Below are 16184 nucleotides of genomic sequence, written 5' to 3' on the forward strand. Positions count from 1 at the left end.
CAGCTCGCGATCATGCTGTGACCAGCACCCCCGCCGCCACGGGTTGAAAAAGCCTCAGTGGAAAGACCCGCCTGCCCCGAACCGCTTCGTAAGCGGCTTGCATGACTTCTTCGCTGGGGCGAACGTGCGCACGATCGATCCGGCGGACGTGGTTGCTGGCACCCTCGGCACTCAATACTGTGGTAAGAAAACGGGCGAACTCTCTACGGTCGGTGGTATCACCGAAGGCCCGAACACGTTTGCCGTCAACATCGGGGCGCAGCTGACCGCCTGGAGGCATGATCTTGGCGACGGCCGTGGTCGAGGCGTTATGCAGGTTCGCCACGCCCCACAGTGCTCCCTTGAGCATCGGCACTTGGCGTTCCAGCGCCCGGCAGTAATCCCAGACCTGCTCAACCGGATGCTGACTGTCCTCGGGTCCCGCGCCGAGATGAGTGATTCTGCGGGTACGAGGGTTGAGGGCCAGCTTCGACCACTGCTTGTTCTCTACGGCGACGGCCGACAGTTCGCCGGTGTTGGGATGGGATCCCACGAGCAGCATGTCGATGCGTGCGTCGCTGCTCAGCGTGCTCATCTCCAGCAGGACCATTACGTCGCCCAGCCCGGCCAGGAGCAGGACGTCGAGGACCGTTGGGATGCTGGCACGCCAGGACTGCTCCTCCGGATCTTTGACAACGACTCGGTACACCTCGTTGGCTCGGCGTACAAGCGTCCGGACGAGGTCTTCGGTGTTCATTGCGGCCAAGTCGCCGGCCGAACGTGCCAGCAAGTAACGGGGCTTCACCCTCGTGCTCCTGATGGGGTGAGATGACGAGTGTGCGCCGACCGGACGTCATACGGACAATCCGAGCGCGGCCGGTGATCGGTGTCGTACAGCACGGTCGTTATGAGGGGATGCGGTACTCGAAACGAGTCGGCCGCAGGTCCTCGTCAGCGGGTTCCCAGTTGGGTAGCAACGTTGCGGTGCCGCCGCTGGTGGTGAAGTTGGGGGTGGTGCCCGTGACGGTGATGTCGCTGACCATGAACAGGTCGACTTCGGGGAACTCGCGGGCATGCTGGACTTCGTTGGCGGTCAGCTCCACCGACGTGGGGGCGCCCGTGGTGCCCTTAACTTCCACACGTCGCTCGGCGCCGGCCTTGGTAAGGCGCAAGTCGTAGGGCTTGCCGACCTCTTTCACTGTCCAGCCGGCCTGCCTGTAGTGCTGTATCGCTAGGTCGACCGCGTGGCGCTCAACAGCCTCGCGCTTCCGCGGATCGCTCTGCCGTCCGGCACCCGTGCCATGCCTAACGCTCCTTGGAGGCTTGGGACGCGTCGGCACCTGGACAGGGTGAGTCTGGTTCAACGGGATGAGCGGAGCGCTGTCGGCAGAGGAATGCTTGGGGGTGACACCCATGAGCTTGAACAACTTGTCGGGATTGAACCGGACTGGCTTTCCGAAGCCACGGTGGAGACCGGACCGACGGATCGCGTCGCTGCCCGCCAGGGGTAGCGGACCGGTCGGGCCCAGAGGAACGTCGGTGAGCCTGGCGAGCGGCTCGATGCCGAACCGCGTTGGATACTTGACGAGGTGATCATGTGCCTCGTCGGGCCAGTGTGGGGCTGTCCCCTCATAGACGTTCCCAACCGCTTGACACACGTACAGATCGATCGTGTCGTCCAGCCAGAGCCCAAGGTCCACTCGCGGCTTCGCACCTGTTCCGAGGATGACGAAGTCCATCTTGGTGCTCGCATACTCCTTGATGCGGCTTGGGAAACCCCAGGATCGAGTCTCAAGTCCGAAGGCGAGGTTGTCCTGCCCCGTAGCGCTCTGGCTCACATGCACCATCAGAAACGAAGCTTCGGCCATATCGATCACGGTAACCGACACATGCTGTCGTTCCCCCATGAATACGGACACTTTGGAGACTGGATCTCGGGGTCCAGGGGAAGTGATGTCTCTAATAGCGATGAATCCACCTGCCCGAGTTCAAGGCCGACGTGGTGGCACTGGTGTTGTCAAGGCAGGGGTCGGATGATCACGTCGATCGGGAGGGATTTAGGAGTCAGTCGCGAGACGCTGCGGGTGTTGGTGCGGGCGCGCAGGCTCAGGGTGAGAGCGGGCAAGGTGCGGCTGGCGGTGCCGCTGCTGGTCAGGGTGCGTTGGCCGGGCACGTACGCTCGGGCGACGTGCTGGAAGAGGAGACCAAGCAGCTCAAGGACCGGATCCGGGAGCTGGAGCAAGAGCGGGACATCCGCCCGTGAGCCGGTCGATCACCGTGAGGTCGTCCTTGATGGTGATCGCGCCCTGGTCAAAGAGCATATGCTCGTTGAGCAGAGGCACAGGAGGTTGCCTGCCACGTCGTGACCACCGTGCGGCCTGCCGAGCGGGCGGACGTGGGCGCCATCGGCGTACGGGCCGTGGGGGAGCCTTTCTGCGGGTTTCCATGATCTTCAGGTGGCGAGCGGCACGCTGTTTGGGGCCAGCGGCACGGGTGCCACGAGGCAACAACGTGATCTAAGGCTCAGGTGAGCTGGGGAAACGTCTTCAAGATCGTCCCCCGCATGTCCCCTGATCAAGCTCCTACGGCTGCATATGGGCGCCCTCGGCGACCTATCAGGCGCCTGACAAGCAAAATACCTGCGGTTAAGAAACCGCAGGTCAGAGGGCGAATTGCCTGGTCGAGATGCGTGCCCCCGGCAGGATTCGAACCTGCGGCACCCGCTTTAGGAGAGCTCGACTCGTACCGGGTCGAGTATGTCTATTCATGGGCGATATGTGTGGGCTGGTTGACGTAAACCGGGTCCTGAGCAACAACTTCCAGCGACCCGTCATCTGGCTGCTGTTTGGCCTGGTCAAAGCGACATCCGTGGTGGGAGCCTTGCAAGGCGTTCCCGCTCTTCAGATGCGGGTGCTCTGTGTCGGATCAGAGCCGCTGCAGCCGGCCCAGCCAGCGGTGGCTTCGGCGTAGTGGAACACCTAGGGTGGGGGCGGGTGGTTCAGAAGCAAAACGAAACGGATAGGTCGTCAGCCGTCGTGGCTCACGTACCGCTTCCGAGATGTATGCCTCCCTCCGGCTTCTTGATCAGCTGACTCTGCAAGGCCCGCAACGGGTGTCGGCGATGCGGGCCCAAACTGTTCCGCGCGCTGCTACAGCAAAGCACGGGCCGCTTCCGCCCACTCATTGATGCGGGACGCGGCGAAGGTTACCTTCCCAACCGCACCTGAGATCTTCATCAGCGGCTTACGCAGTTGTCGGCTAAACCCACTGGCCCAGTCGACGGTCGTCCCGAACTCGTCGAGTGGTTTCATGCCCTCGCTGGACAGCTTGGCCAATTCGATCAAGCTGTGGAGGAACTCACTGTTGTCGTCCCGGCGGTGCTCGCGTGGGGTGGTGGCGAAGAAGCGCAGGATGCCTCGTACGCCGCCATCGGTCGCCTGCATCCGCTCGGCGAACCGCGTGGCACTTGCCTCAAGGTCATCTGCTGGGCCGCTGACGGCCAGGACGTATTTGGCCATGAGCGCCATTCGAACGTCGACTCGCGCACTCCTGGAGGCGGCCCGCTTGAAATCGGGGGCAGCCGCCTCTGTGAGTGCTCCGATGGCCTTGATGCAGGCGCCGATCTCCTCGAGATCGTCGGTCATCTGCACCATCTCGGTCTCGATCAGAGCGAGATCCTCCAGGAGGCCTGGCGTTTCCTGATCTTCCTCCATGTGGACGGGATAGACCGATGCGGAGCCGTCGACTGGACTACGTATGATCCTGGCGGGGGTCAGGAGATCGAATCCGTCACGCATGCCGGCTTCGAGCGCATCCTCTAGGGCCTTGCGAGCCTCGATCAGGCCACCCTTCGTTCGGGCGAATTTGATAGTCCTGACATTCGAGATGTCGAACGGGAGCCGTTTGTGGTCGCCGAGTTGGATTGTGGGCTTCCCGGTAGCGTGACGTAGTCCGAGCTCGTACATCACATTCGGATTGCCGCCACCCAGATCGGCGATGACGATGTCGGCTTCTCGGATGTGGCGGCAGATCTGGTCCGTGATCTCGCCAGAGCCGGGTAGATCGTCCGCGCGGACCGGCTTGATGCCGAACCTTCCACAGGCGGCCAGGATGACGTGCTCGAAGATCTCCAAGGCTTCCTCGTAGGTCTTCCGCTTTCGACTACCAGGAGCTGCGAATGAGTCACCGATCGGGCCGATGGCGAAACACGTTCGTACGTGCGCCAGCTCATTCGGTTCGTCCGGCGGCTCAGCGAGAGTGGGCGGGGCAATGACAGTCATCCGGGCTCCTCCATTTCTCGGGCGGCATATCTGACGCCCGTCTCCAGGTCTTCGGCGTAGACCGGAACTTGGTCAACGCCGAGCGTGTCCAGCAGGAACGCGGTAGGAACGCGATAACGGTTGCCGACTCGGACGACGGGGCAAGGGAAGCGCCCGATGCGGATCAAGCGGTAAGCGGTCTCCGGATGAATGCCGAGGGCTCTGGCGGCGGTGCGCAGGTCGACGGCGAGAGGAAGGCCGAATATCTCGGCGAAGGTCAGCGGTGTCCCAGTCATCAGGCTGCTCCCACCCGACGCAGCGACAGGGCTCCGATGGGCCGACCCTCGGGGGGTCGCCGCGCGCGGTAGACGATGTCCTGTAGCCCGAGTCGATGGGCGAGCATTCCGAGCCGTTCGCCTTCGATCTGTGTGGGAGAGGCGGTGAAGCGGATCGGGGCGGACAGCCCATCTGCTCGTCCCGGTGGCGTGATTTCCAGTTCCCACCGGTCCCGGGTGAACAGGTCCAGGTCATCCGGCGGTATGAGAATGGCGGGATCTTCCAGGAGGATCTCACGCCTGCCGCTCCTCACCGCGGAGCAGGTTCTGTTCGCCGCGGACTTGAGCAGCTTGTCGCTCGCACCGGGCGACTCGGCGTCGGCGGACGTCAAACCCTCCAGAAAAGAGGTGACCATTTCAGCCTCGAGGTCCTCGTGGCTCACGCGTATCCAGGCGGAGACCATGGAAATGGCGCGGCGCATCCAGGGTTCCCCCAGCCACACGGCGAACAGTCGCGCCATGTCGTCCCCCGGCTCCTCGCGCTGTGCCGCGAGAATGGCCTCGCGCCAGACCATGTCACGCAGCGTCGTGTCGCCAGCGAGGCCGCGCACCGCGTCCCGAGCCTGGTACGGGGTCAGGTGAACCTTGCCGAATTCGATCGACAGACCGGCATGCTCGCCCGAAGCGATCCGCTCGTCGATCCGTTGAAACAGGTCGCTCCTCTGGTGCAGTGGCATGGGTACTCCTCATCGGTGTCGGTCGATCGCGTTGAGGAACCGTCGTACGTGGGGATGTCGGTCGGCGCCGACGGCAAAGAGTAGGGCGTCGACGGCTTCAGCCTGGATCGGATCCCAGTTCGCGGCACGCTGCCAACGCAGCATCACGTCGCGGAGAGCGCCGACTGGCCCGCGAGCACGCAGTGTCCGCCTGATCAGCAGCACGGTCATGTCGAAAACTTCGTCATCGGCGGTTTGGGCCCCGAACCAGGTCAGATCGGAGCGGAGCAGCTTGGAGAGGACACGCGTCGCGTACCAGGCTTGCGCGCCTTCGGACTCCGTCCAGTCGCACAGTTCCCGTAGCACGACACGCCGGTCGCCTCGGCGGAACAGATGAAGTATGGCGTCGTCCACAGCCTGATCGACGTAATGGTTCGGGTCCGCATCCGCGCTCCTGACGACCTTGCGCATTAGTGCCAAAGCCGGACGGAGCGGAGCGATTCCGGAGTCGCTGCCACAGGTGACGGCCACGACACACCGTAAGGGCCAGCGCTGGTCGTACGCCCAGCTTCCCAGGCAGGCTGCGGTCTCTTGCGAGAGGTTCGAGTCGTTCATCAGAATCCGCAGAGCTCTGGCCGCCACGGCTCGCCCCGAGGGACCGCCGGACATCGCACACGTCTGGATTCGGCGCAGCCGTCCGTTCCCCCGCTTCGCCGGAACCGACAACGCGAGGGCCCAACCCGCTCGCTCGATCAGGTCATGCCCCTCGACACCCCGAAGCCAGGACACGAGAGAATCAGCCGAGGGCCCATGCCATATGTGACGCAATATGGCTCCTGGCCACTGGCAGCGAGCGAAGAACATGCGGGTTTCCGGAGGTCTGCCGGGGCGCTGAACCGTGTCGGTGCGAACACCGGCCAGGCACAGGAGGGCGTGAAGGGAACGCTGTCCCCCTTGACAGGTGATGCTCGTATCGACCACTTCCTGGGCATGCGACACCGTGGCCAGACGATCAGCCTGCTCTGCGATGGTCTGCGGACTGGAGCCCGCGAAGACCGCCGCCGCGAGGAGCGCGTTCATGGCCGGTGGATCATCCAGCCACTTCGGCAGGAGTTCTGCGATCTCGCGGTCAGCCTGCTCGGCCAGGGTTACATCGATATATGCGGCACGCGCACCCGCCGATTCGGCTGACCCCGTGGCGGTGACTATCGCCTTCGCCACGTCCACCGCGTCCCGAGGCGAGGCGCCTGGCGGGAGGAGTTCTGGCAACAGTTCCGAGGGGAGTTTGCCAAGAAGTCGCCTCCGGTCCTCGTTTTCGGGGACAGCCAGGGCGAGCTTTGCCTGCAAGACCTCCTGGGGGTCCGGGGGCGTGCAGTGGATTGGAGCCATGTCGAGGAGGTCGTCCAATTGGGTCGTGAGTTCGGGATCGTCCGGAAGGACGACAGCCATCACCGCGCCTGCCTCCAAGAGCCGGGCGCCTATCGAGGTGAGGGCCGCTCCGTTCCTGATCAGGCCGCCGAGAGTGCCTTCAACCAGATATCCGTTCGCCTCGCCGGAGGCCGGCTGCCAGGTGCCGAAATCGAGATCGCCGTCCAGGTGACGAATGGAAGCGGCGGCACCGTGCTCGCGGCACAGCAAGTTCAGTGCGGCTATACGACGGCCCGTTCCACGTCCTCCAGCCAGGAGCACGATTCCGCTGCGGCTCTTCTCCTGTGCCTTCTTCATCCAATGGGGAGGAACGAACCCCATCGCGGCTTCCGCGAGCAGGCTCTGGGGCAACCTGCCCCGAAATTTGTCAGCGTGATGCAGGCGCGGTTCGGCCGTAACATGGCCGCTCATTCTCTGACTTCCGCCTATGCGACCGGTGTTCACCATCTGGCCAACGGCGACGGAAATGTGGAGCGGGGAATCCGACCCGGAGTACGGATTTTCAGACATCCTGGCCACCCGGGTCGGGCGTAACCGTGTCTGTAGTCCAGAAAGTCAATGGAAGACCTCCATCTATGGGGGGCGGCTGGGGAGCTTGGTGGTCAGTCCCCGGGCTTCTCCTCTTGGCGTGAGTGTCCACTGGCCACACAGGAGCTTCGGCACCGCGAGTGCACAGGGTGTGTGATATAGATCTCATTCGCGCCCGTTGAGCTCGTCTGGTGTGCCTCAGCCGCGGTAGGTGATGGCTTGGTCGCCGTGGATGATGCCGGTGTTCAGATTGCCGCGGGTGACCTTGTTGATCTCTTGTACCTGCCAGCTCGGCTTGTCGGGGGCGGAGGAGGGAGGCGGGTCGCTCGGGCCCGGCTCCCCGAAGAAGCAGCGGTCGAAAAGGTTGCCCGAAGGAGCCGGCAGATGGATCCATGCCTGCTGCTGGAAACTCTTGCCCCGGACGGTCGCCGACACGCTGATGAAGTGATCGGGGTGAAGCGTCCGGCCGCTGAGAACAGCGTCCTCGTAGCAGCGGTCCGAGAGGATGGCCGCCACCCGGGTCACATGCGGGCTCGCCGCGGCCATGATCGTCTTGAGTTGGTCGGCGTTGAGAAGGCGATGAGTGTCGTTGCGGGGGGTACCGTTTCCGTCGTGCTCCACGCCGTTGACGGGTAGCGGGCCAATGTGGAGGCTGACGCGAAGCCGGATCGGGATCGGGCTCGCGGTGTCTTCGGAAAGAACGTTCTGCAGCTCCCGGAGCCACGGGTCGATGACAAGCGGCATCTTGCTCGGATTGAACCCGAACACGTATCCGTCGCCTCGGCCTTGAGGAAATTCACGGTCCTTCCATACCTTCGCGAGGCCGGCGCGTTCGAGTGATGACTTGAGGATTCCCTGAATGAGTGGCACGACTACCTCGTGCTCGACGGAACTGAGTTCTGTGAAGCCCTCCGCATCTACTGCGAGGATTCCCCGATAGTCGGGAATCAGGATGCTCTGATTGCTGCCGTGAGCCGGCCCGCCATTCATAGATTGCTCCTTTCTTCTTCAGATTTCGAGCTCGCTCGCGAACGCGCGCAGAGCCGGAAGATCTGTGATCGTGATGGAGTTTCGCCCGGTGTCGACGCCGAAGGGTTCCAACTGCTTGAGTAATTCCGAGAGGGTGTTCCGGCCGACCCCGAGATGCCGGCTGAGGTCGAGGCGGGTGAAGCACAACACCGCTCGCTCGTCGGGTCGGGCATCGCCTTGGCTTCGCTCGGCAAGTCTGGCCAAGGCGAACGCCAGTCGGGTGCTGGGATGGCCGTTGCCCTGCACCACCATCGACTCGAGGAGGCGTTCATGCGCGTGCGCCACTGCCTGTGCGGCGAGCGCGGTCCTCGCCATGGCTGTGCAGTACACGTCGGCGGGAACGCAGGCGACCTGGCATGAGCTCAGCGCCTCGACGCTCGCGAAACGACGGCGGCGCCACAGCACGGCGGTCCTTCCCAGGACCTCTTGTGATCCGCGGAAGGCCAGGACGTTGCATTCGCCGTTGGATTCGACTCGCTGCACTTTGACCTGGCCATCGAGAATGATGACGACATGATTGCCGGGCTCACCCTGCCTGAGAATGAGCTCCTTGGCGCGATAGCGGACCCTGCGGGAATTGGCGATGAGCTCTTCCCAGACTTCCCGCTCTGGAGTTGTATTCATGGGGCGATTTTAGGGCGATGCGGCCAGGTGCGGAGCTATATCAAAGTTCTTAATAATCAAGCCAGGGCGTCATTGCATGTTGCTCTTCATGGTTAGCTGGCCACAGTGTTGCGATAGTGATGTGAAAGATATTCTTCTAATTGTGAATGGGTAGAGCTTCGAGAGCTTGAGGCGTGAAGCGGAACGCCGTAATCGACCGTATGAGTTCCATCGCGATCTGGGCATGATGGTGGCAGGACCGAGAGATGGCAAATGCTGCTGTGTGGACGAGTGGTGCAAGGCCAGGGGAAAGGTGGCGTGGTGCATGGCCAGGGACGCCGTGGCCACCCCCGCTTAGCGTTGTGGATCGTTGCGGCTACCGACAGGCCCCATGGCGCCCCGGTGGTCGTGGCAGGCGTATCCGTGATGTGGCGATAGCTGCCGGCCCGCTTCGACGCGCGAGACGGTCCATGACGTGCTCAATGAGCATCATCGAAGGTGTCCGTCAGTCGGCCCGATCCACCCACCCAGGCATGGAGAAGGGCACGGTCGATGTGGACAGCAGCACGACCCGCCGCACCGAGCTAACCCACCGGTCGAGGAAAGGCGCGCACTCCACCATCCCGCCCGCAGAACGCGCCTGTTCACGAGCACGCCGTGGTTCGCGATGGTCCAGCAGCAGATCGTACCGGTTGGTGCCGCGCGTGTAGTGCTCCTTGGTGTGGTCGATGACATGGGCGGAGCCGAGCGAGTGGACCAGTGCGGTGTTGGGGGTACTGCACACGCCGATCGCCTCCGCGCATCCAGTTCGATGCGATCTGCTTGATCACTCAAGGCGTGCCGGGCGGCCCTGTCGCCCCTCCACCATCGAGCGTGCGAGCAGCTTGTCGATGCTACGGCGTTCGCATTTGTTGGGACGGCCCCTGCCACGAGCTCGGATGGGTCACTGTCACGGTCTCCTAGGCGGATCGCCACCCTCCACGCGGCCTTCCAGGCGCATCCGGAACGGTTCCGCGGCCGGCGACCCTATCCACCGGCACTGCCGACCAAGGTGTGGATCAACCAGCCACCCGTGACCTCCGAGACCAGCACCTCACCACAAAGCACGCAAGTAGCCTGACGTCTCACCGGGTTTGACAGGTTCCGCCAGCATCCAGGACCCGGCCCGGCCAGGGTACGAGGAGTGCTGACATCCTCAACAGCGACGGCCGGGGCGGGGGAGCTCGGATTTTGCGCACGTATTTGGCACGATCAGCGGCTGTCGTTGTCGGTACCCCAGGCGGTCGTAGCGGGCCACTGACACCCGGATGGCCCAGAATTGCGGTTTGACCTGGGGAAACGCCTTCAAGATCATCCCGCGCATGTCCCCTGATCATGGTCTTACGGCTGCATGCGGGCACCGTCGGTTGCCTATCAAGGTCCACAAAACAAAGACCTGCGGCTGAGAAACCGCAGGTCAGGGGCCAAAAACGCCGATCTAGGCGAGTGCCCCCGGCAGGATTCGAACCTGCGGCACCCGCTTTAGGAGAGCGGTGCTCTATCCCCTGAGCTACGGAGGCGGACTCTCGTAAGCCTAGCGAAAGTCTGGCACTCTGTGGGACCTGGGGGCGCGATCTGTTGGGCGGGGTTGGTTATGGGTGGTCTGAGCTGCGGTAAAGGCATGACAAGTGATCAGATTCGTGGGCATCGTGCGTGGATAGCGTCTGCCTGTGAGCAGGAGGCGAAGCACGCAAGCCCGTCGGCGGCCCGTGGTGTTGTTCGGTGCGTTGCTGGCGCCGGCGATTCTTGCGGGTGGGTTGTTGGCGGGGGAGATCCGGGGGTTCGAGGAGGGGCGCCAGGGGGGTGGCGCGGTGGGTGGTGGGGCGGCGAGTGTGGCGTTCGAGCCGGTGATCGTGCCTGCGCCGGCGCGGCCTGATCGGCGGTATGCGGGGGTTGTGCCTGCGCCGGCGCGGTCGATGCCGCAGGAGCGGGGGCGGGAGCAGAGGCGGGAGGTGGTTGATGAGGAGGTTCGTCCGGAGGTGGTGGAGGAGCCTGTTACGCCGGTTCCTGTGCGTACTCAGGATGGATGTCCGGGGGAGTGGGTGGATACGTGGTTGTGGGAGTTGTGCCGGGATCGGGAGCAGGAGGGGATGGCTGGGGAGAGTTTGGTGCCGGGGATGTGAACTTGGAGGGTCTGTCTGGCGTACCTCCTCTTGAGGATGGGTTGGTGGGGCTTGCGGGTGCGGCTGGGTTGGCAAAGTGGGCTATTTGTCTCATAGCAGCTCTTCGGAGTTCGGTCCGGGCATGCGGGGGGCTGTAGTAACGTGCGTGCCTGACCTGGGTAACGAGTTTGCAAACGGAGGAGTCGAAGGTGCCAGCCCCTCGATCAGCGGGTCTGATCGCGGTTGTCATGGCGGTGGCTTCTCTCTTCGTGTCCTGTGGGCAGGCGCCGGTGCAGGCTCAGGCGTTCGTACGGGTGCAGGACGGCCGGTACGCGCTCGAGCGGCAGGATCCGGCGGATCTGACCGAGTTGCGGAAAGAGGCCGAGCGGTCGGCCAAGGAGCTCGAGGACGCCACCAAGGCTCTGGAGAAGCGGCGGGCCGACATCGCCGCCTCCGAGAAGGAGCTCAAGACCAAGCTGGCCGCGTTGCAGGAGCTTGAGCGGCGGCTTGCGGTGATGCGGCAGCCCGTGTCGCAGATGGCCGAGCTGATGTATCAGCAGCCGCTCATGGCCGGGGGGATCGTCCCGTTCCTGTCGGGCAGCGCCGATGAGAAGACCCTGCGGGCGATGATGGACGCGAACCAGATGGTGTCCGCACGCCAGCACGCCGTCGAGCAGACCAGCGCCCTGTACAAAGAGGCCGAGCGGCTGGCCGGTGAGGCGCAGGAGCTTCGGGCCGGCAATCTGCTGGGGGAGGCGCAGCTCGCGGCCGAGGTTGACACGTTGCGGCAGCGTTCGGACAAGATCGTGAAGTCGCTGACCGAGGCGCTCGTGAAGCTGGGGATCAAGGTCGACAAGGTCGGACGGGATGCGCTCGGGTGCAATCCGCTGCGGGCGGCGACGGCCGACAGTTACCCCAATGGGCTGATTCCCAAGGGCATGCTGTGTCCGCTGCAGCAGAAGGGCCACAGTCTCAGGGCGGATGCCACGATCGCCTTCGTGAGCCTGAACGAGGCCTACCGGCAGCGGTTCGGGAAGGCGATGTGCGTGACGGACGCGTATCGGAGCCTTGCCGAGCAGCAGTCCGTCTACTATCGGCGGCCTGGGTTCGCGGCGGTGCCGGGGCGGAGCAACCACGGGCTCGGGCTGGCAGTGGACCTGTGTGGCGGGGTGGAGAGGTCGGGGTCGGCGGAGTTCGTGTGGATGGAGAAGAACTCCAAGCGGTACGGGTGGTTCCACCCCGCCTGGGCCTACAGCGGTCCGTTCGAGCCCTGGCACTGGGAATACGACCCCAAGCTCGATTCGCCGCTCTGAGGCCGGCGGTCAGACTGTGACCACCTCTGAGCTGCAGAAGGCGCAGCGAGAGGCGGCCTTGGGGATCTCCGACAGGCATTCGGGACATTCGTGGGTCGTCGACTCGACCTTGGCGGCCGTGCGGTCGCGGAAATGCGTGTACGGCTTGACCACCAGGAAGTAGACCACCCCGGCGACCATCAGGAACGAGATGACCGCGTTGATGAAGTTGCCGTACATGAAGTTGGACTGGCCCACGGTGATCTTGAGTGAGGAGAAGTCGGGCAGGCCGCCGAACGCCGAGATCAGCGGCGTCAGGAGGTCGGCCACGAACGACTGCACGATCGCGTTGAAAGCGGCCCCGATGACCACGGCCACGGCCAGGTCGATGACGTTGCCCTGCATGAGGAATTTCTTGAATCCGTTCACGGAAAGAGATCGTAGCCGAACGATTACCTTTAGTTAGTTGTGATCGTGATGGAAAGGCGGGAGTGGGCCTGAGCGGTGGCCAGTTCGGCGGCCTGGGACGGGGTCGCGGCGAGGACGAGGAGAGTGCCGTCGGCTGACGAGGATCGGGCCGAGGGTTTGGGGATGGTGATGACCTTCGTGTCGGTGACGATCGCGTGGGCCGGGCCGGCCTGGTCGTGGCTGGCGAGGACGGTGATGGTGGAGCCGGGGGCGAGGAGCGAGGCGGTGGCGGCGTCGGCTATGCGGATGGGGGTGGCGACCATGCCCGGCGGCATCGGGTAGGAGGTCAGGAGGCGGACGTCGGTCAGTGGCTCGCCCATGCGCATGGGGGTGGCCAGGGTTTGACCGGTGGCGAGGGTGCGGATCGCTCCTTTCGGCGGGAGGTTGAGTGCCGCCGGGCGGAAGTCTCCCGGTCGCAGGGGGCCGGGAGGCAGGTCGCGGGAGGCGACCAGGACCGTGGGCGCGGAGGCGGCGGGACGGGTGGCCATGAACGCCGAGATGACGGCCAGGGCGGCGAGCGCCGCCGCGATGAGGCGGCGGCGACGGCCGTAGCGGGACAGCCAGGATCGGATCACGGCAGCTCGAAGGGGAGCTTGATGCCGTCGAGGGCCTGGCCGCAGGGGCACGTGCGTTCGTCCGGGAGCGACTGGACGGCCTCGGAGACCAGGGTGCGCATGCGTGTCACGTTTTGGGCGAAGAACTCCAGGACCTCGTCGTGGGTGACGCCCTGGCCCGCCTCGACCCCGGCGTCGTGGTCGGTGACCAGGGAGACGGAGGTGTAGCAGAGGGCCAGCTCGCGGGCCAGGAGGGCCTCGGGGAAGCCGGTCATGCCGACGATCGACCAGCCGTTGCCCGCGAACCACTGCGACTCGGCCCGCGTCGAGAACCGGGGGCCCTCGATGACCACCAGCGTGCCGCCGTCGACGGTCTCCCAGCCGGTTTCGCGGGCCGTCCGGACGGCGGTGGAGCGGCCGGACGGGCAGTAGGGGTCGGCGAAGGAGACATGGACCGCGCCGTCGATGTCGTAGTAAGTCTGTACGCGCCCTGACGTGCGGTCGACGAGCTGGTCGGGGACGACGATGGCGCCCGGCCCGTACTCGGCTCTCAGCGAGCCTACGGCGCTCGGCGCGAGCACCTGGCGGACGCCGAGCGAGCGCAGGGCCCAGAGGTTGGCGCGATAGGGGATACGGTGTGGCGGGAAGCGGTGATCCCGCCCGTGTCTGGGGATGAACGCCACGGAGCGCGAGCCGATGCGTCCGACCGTGACGACATCGCTCGGGGGGCCGTAAGGCGTGGCGAGCTCGATCTCCTCCGCGTCGTCGAGCAGGGAGTAGAAGCCTGAACCGCCGATGACGCCGATGTCTGCGCGAGTGACCATGGCGCTGAGAGTAGCCGGAGCGGTGCGAGGGCAGGGAAACCCGAATGGCATTCTGTGGATAACTCGATCGCGCTGCGTGGGCACACCAGTACGAAGAGTAGGATCGCCGCATGCGGCAACAGGGCCTCACCCTCGTCATCGTCGCGCTCATGCTCGGCATGCTGCTGGCGGCGCTCGATCAGACGATCGTGTCCACGGCCCTGCCGACGATCGTGGGAGACCTCGGCGGGCTGGAGGAGTTGTCGTGGGTCGTCACCGCCTATCTGCTCGCCTCGACCGTCTCCACTCCGCTGTGGGGGAAGCTGGGCGACCAGTACGGGCGCAAGCGGCTCTTCATCGGCGCCATCTGCATCTTCCTGGTCGGGTCGGCCCTTTGCGGGCTGAGTCGGAACATGGGGGAGCTGATCGCGTTCCGTGCCCTTCAGGGGCTTGGCGGGGGCGGGCTGATGGTGCTGGCCCAGGCCATTGTGGGCGACGTCGTCTCGGCCCGGGAGCGAGGGAGGTACCAAGGGTTCTTCGGCGCGGTCTTCGCGGTGTCCAGCATCGTCGGGCCGCTGCTCGGCGGGCTGTTCGTCGATCATCTGTCGTGGCACTGGGTGTTCTACGTCAATCTGCCGCTGGGGGCCGTCGCGTTGTTCGTGATCGTGACGGTGCTGCCGGGGGATGGCTCGCGTACCAGGCACATGATCGACTACGCGGGGGTGGTGCTGCTCGGCGGGGCGACTTCGTGCGTGGTGCTGATCGCGACATGGGGCGGGACGACGTACCGATGGAACGATCCAGTGATCGTGGGGCTGGCCGGAGCGGCGGTCGCGCTGCTGGCCGGATGGGTGATCGCCGCACGGCGGGTGGCCGAGCCGGTGTTGCCGCTCGGGCTGTTCGGGGTCAGGGCGTTCGCGATGTCGTCGGCGGTGGGGTTCGTGGTGGGGTTCGGGATGTTCGGGGCGCTCACCTATCTGCCGCTCTACCTGCAGGTGGTGCACGGGGTCAGTCCGACCCTGTCGGGGGTGTACCTGCTGCCGATGATGGCGGGCATGCTGAGCATGTCGATCGTGAGCGGGCAGATCATCTCCAAGACCGGGAGATATCGGTTCCTCCCCATCGGGGGGACCGCTGCCGCGAGTGTGGGGATGTTCCTGCTGTCCACGATGACGGAGGACAGCAGTCTGCTGGTCATGGGGTGTTTTCTGCTGGTGCTCGGGGCCGGGCTGGGGATGACCATGCAGGTGCTGGTGATCGTGGTGCAGAACGCGGTCGACTTCAAGGATCTCGGCGTGGCCACGTCGGGGGCGACGTTCTTCCGGTCGATCGGAGGGTCGTTCGGGGTGGCGGCGTTGGGGGCGGTGTTCGCCGCCACGCTGGACGACGATCTGCGGCGGGTGCTCCGCGGCGCCGGGTTGCCTCCCGGGTTCGATCCCGCGAGGGTTCGGGAGGATCCGACCGCCATCCAGCGGTTGCCGCAGGGGCTCGCGCACGGGTTCCTGCATGTCTACGCGGACGCGATCGTGGCCGTCTTCCGGGTCGCGGCGCCCGTGATGCTTGGGGCGTTCCTCCTCAGTTGGTTCATACCGCAGGCGCGGCTCAGGGAGACGACCAAGGCGGCCGATCTGGGGGAAGGGCTGGGGGCGACGTCCGCGGAGCGGTCCTCGCTGGCGGAGGTGGAGCGGGGGCTCGTCCGGCTGGCCGACGCCGACCTGCGGCGGGGCTATTACGACCGGCTCGGGGAGGTGGCGGGGTTGAACGGGATCTCGCCGCAGGGCGTGTGGATCATCGCCAGGCTGGGCGGGGAGGGGTGGGTGCGCTGCGCGGAGCTGGCCGCGCGGGCCAAGGTGAGCAAGGAATACGGACGGCCGTACGTCGATCAACTGGTGGACGTGGGGCTGGTGCGGCGGTCGGATGACGGGGACGCGTTGCGGCTCACGGAGGCGGGAAAACGGGCGGCTTCGCGGCTTTTGCAGTGCGCGTGTGAGGGGTTGAGGTTGTTGGTGGCGGATTGGGGGGCACATCCGCAGCTCGCACGGCTCGCGGATCGGATCGCGGAGGAACTGCTGGGGGCGGAGGTTGATCGGCCTCGGTAGCGGGGGTGGG

At 65.1% G+C, this 16184-nt stretch carries 14 protein-coding genes and 2 tRNA genes; 2 read left to right on the plus strand and 14 right to left on the minus strand.

The window, feature by feature from the left end:
* Positions 1–10 precede the first annotated feature (10 nt).
* The 11 genes from ABD844_RS21065 to ABD844_RS21115 form a co-directional block, all read right to left on the minus strand.
* On the minus strand, positions 11–784 hold the full coding sequence (locus ABD844_RS21065; protein WP_344880291.1) for a hypothetical protein: 774 nt from the start codon (positions 782–784) through the stop codon (positions 11–13).
* Positions 785–884: 100 nt separating this feature from the next.
* Positions 885–1898, minus strand: a complete 1014-nt coding sequence (locus ABD844_RS21070; protein WP_344880294.1) for a protein NO VEIN domain-containing protein — start codon at positions 1896–1898, stop codon at positions 885–887.
* Between the two features lie 774 nt (positions 1899–2672).
* Positions 2673–2735: transfer RNA gene (locus tag ABD844_RS21075), tRNA-Arg, on the minus strand.
* Positions 2736–3128: 393 nt separating this feature from the next.
* Entirely contained in the window at positions 3129–4259 is a 1131-nt protein-coding gene (locus ABD844_RS21080) for a hypothetical protein (RefSeq protein WP_344880297.1), read from the minus strand.
* The gene (locus tag ABD844_RS21085; protein ID WP_344880300.1) at positions 4256–4534 is read right to left on the minus strand and encodes a helix-turn-helix domain-containing protein; all 279 of its coding nucleotides are present in this window, start codon (positions 4532–4534) and stop codon (positions 4256–4258) included. The genes ABD844_RS21080 and ABD844_RS21085 overlap by 4 nt, the downstream gene beginning before the upstream one ends.
* Complete coding sequence (locus tag ABD844_RS21090) at positions 4534–5250, minus strand: hypothetical protein (RefSeq protein WP_344880303.1); 717 nt, start codon at positions 5248–5250, stop codon at positions 4534–4536. Before ABD844_RS21090 ends, ABD844_RS21085 begins: the two co-directional genes overlap by 1 nt.
* 9 nt (positions 5251–5259) lie before the next feature.
* Positions 5260–7167, minus strand: coding sequence for a hypothetical protein (locus ABD844_RS21095; protein ID WP_344880306.1), 1908 nt, complete (start codon positions 7165–7167; stop codon positions 5260–5262).
* 216 nt (positions 7168–7383) lie between these two features.
* Positions 7384–8175, minus strand: a complete 792-nt coding sequence (locus ABD844_RS21100; RefSeq protein WP_344880309.1) for a hypothetical protein — start codon at positions 8173–8175, stop codon at positions 7384–7386.
* Between the two features lie 18 nt (positions 8176–8193).
* Positions 8194–8838 carry a Crp/Fnr family transcriptional regulator gene (locus ABD844_RS21105; protein WP_344880312.1) on the minus strand — a complete coding sequence of 215 codons (645 nt, stop codon included), beginning with the start codon at positions 8836–8838 and terminating at the stop codon, positions 8194–8196.
* Positions 8839–9322: 484 nt separating this feature from the next.
* On the minus strand, positions 9323–9601 hold the full coding sequence (locus ABD844_RS21110) for a hypothetical protein (RefSeq protein WP_344880315.1): 279 nt from the start codon (positions 9599–9601) through the stop codon (positions 9323–9325).
* A gap of 702 nt (positions 9602–10303) precedes the next feature.
* A tRNA-Arg gene (locus ABD844_RS21115) sits at positions 10304–10376 on the minus strand.
* Between the two features lie 830 nt (positions 10377–11206).
* On the opposite strand from ABD844_RS21115, the gene ABD844_RS21120 reads away from it, so the two are divergent.
* On the plus strand, positions 11207–12271 hold the full coding sequence (locus ABD844_RS21120; protein ID WP_344880318.1) for a D-alanyl-D-alanine carboxypeptidase family protein: 1065 nt from the start codon (positions 11207–11209) through the stop codon (positions 12269–12271).
* Positions 12272–12280: 9 nt separating this feature from the next.
* Here ABD844_RS21120 and mscL read toward each other — a convergent pair whose 3' ends face one another.
* Genes mscL through ABD844_RS21135 form a run of 3 tightly spaced genes read right to left on the minus strand, consistent with a single transcriptional unit; the run spans position 12281 to position 14096 of the window.
* Positions 12281–12679, minus strand: coding sequence for a large conductance mechanosensitive channel protein MscL (gene mscL, locus ABD844_RS21125; RefSeq protein WP_344880321.1), 399 nt, complete (start codon positions 12677–12679; stop codon positions 12281–12283).
* Between the two features lie 29 nt (positions 12680–12708).
* Positions 12709–13293 (minus strand): RcpC/CpaB family pilus assembly protein, encoded by a 585-nt coding sequence (locus ABD844_RS21130; RefSeq protein WP_344880324.1) that lies wholly within the window; start codon positions 13291–13293, stop codon positions 12709–12711.
* Complete coding sequence (locus ABD844_RS21135) at positions 13290–14096, minus strand: S-methyl-5'-thioadenosine phosphorylase (protein ID WP_344880327.1); 807 nt, start codon at positions 14094–14096, stop codon at positions 13290–13292. The genes ABD844_RS21130 and ABD844_RS21135 overlap by 4 nt, the downstream gene beginning before the upstream one ends.
* A gap of 110 nt (positions 14097–14206) precedes the next feature.
* Here ABD844_RS21135 and ABD844_RS21140 point away from each other — a divergent pair, with 110 nt between their 5' ends.
* Positions 14207–16174 (plus strand): MFS transporter, encoded by a 1968-nt coding sequence (locus tag ABD844_RS21140; protein ID WP_344880330.1) that lies wholly within the window; start codon positions 14207–14209, stop codon positions 16172–16174.
* Positions 16175–16184: the final 10 nt, after the last annotated feature.

Source organism: Nonomuraea antimicrobica (assembly GCF_039536965.1).
Classification (GTDB): Bacteria; Actinomycetota; Actinomycetes; order Streptosporangiales; family Streptosporangiaceae; genus Nonomuraea; species Nonomuraea antimicrobica.

Bases quoted from the DNA above. Each gene is read 5' to 3' on its own strand.
- ABD844_RS21090 (WP_344880303.1), bottom strand. From the start codon at position 5,250: ATGCCACTGCACCAGAGGAGCGACCTGTTTCAACGGATCGACGAGCGG.
- ABD844_RS21120 (WP_344880318.1), top strand. From the start codon at position 11,207: ATGGCGGTGGCTTCTCTCTTCGTGTCCTGTGGGCAGGCGCCGGTGCAG.
- ABD844_RS21135 (WP_344880327.1), bottom strand. From the start codon at position 14,096: ATGGTCACTCGCGCAGACATCGGCGTCATCGGCGGTTCAGGCTTCTAC.
- ABD844_RS21095 (WP_344880306.1), bottom strand. From the start codon at position 7,167: ATGTCTGAAAATCCGTACTCCGGGTCGGATTCCCCGCTCCACATTTCC.
- ABD844_RS21080 (WP_344880297.1), bottom strand. From the start codon at position 4,259: ATGACTGTCATTGCCCCGCCCACTCTCGCTGAGCCGCCGGACGAACCG.
- ABD844_RS21105 (WP_344880312.1), bottom strand. From the start codon at position 8,838: ATGAATACAACTCCAGAGCGGGAAGTCTGGGAAGAGCTCATCGCCAAT.
- ABD844_RS21100 (WP_344880309.1), bottom strand. From the start codon at position 8,175: ATGAATGGCGGGCCGGCTCACGGCAGCAATCAGAGCATCCTGATTCCC.
- ABD844_RS21085 (WP_344880300.1), bottom strand. From the start codon at position 4,534: ATGACTGGGACACCGCTGACCTTCGCCGAGATATTCGGCCTTCCTCTC.
- ABD844_RS21140 (WP_344880330.1), top strand. From the start codon at position 14,207: ATGCGGCAACAGGGCCTCACCCTCGTCATCGTCGCGCTCATGCTCGGC.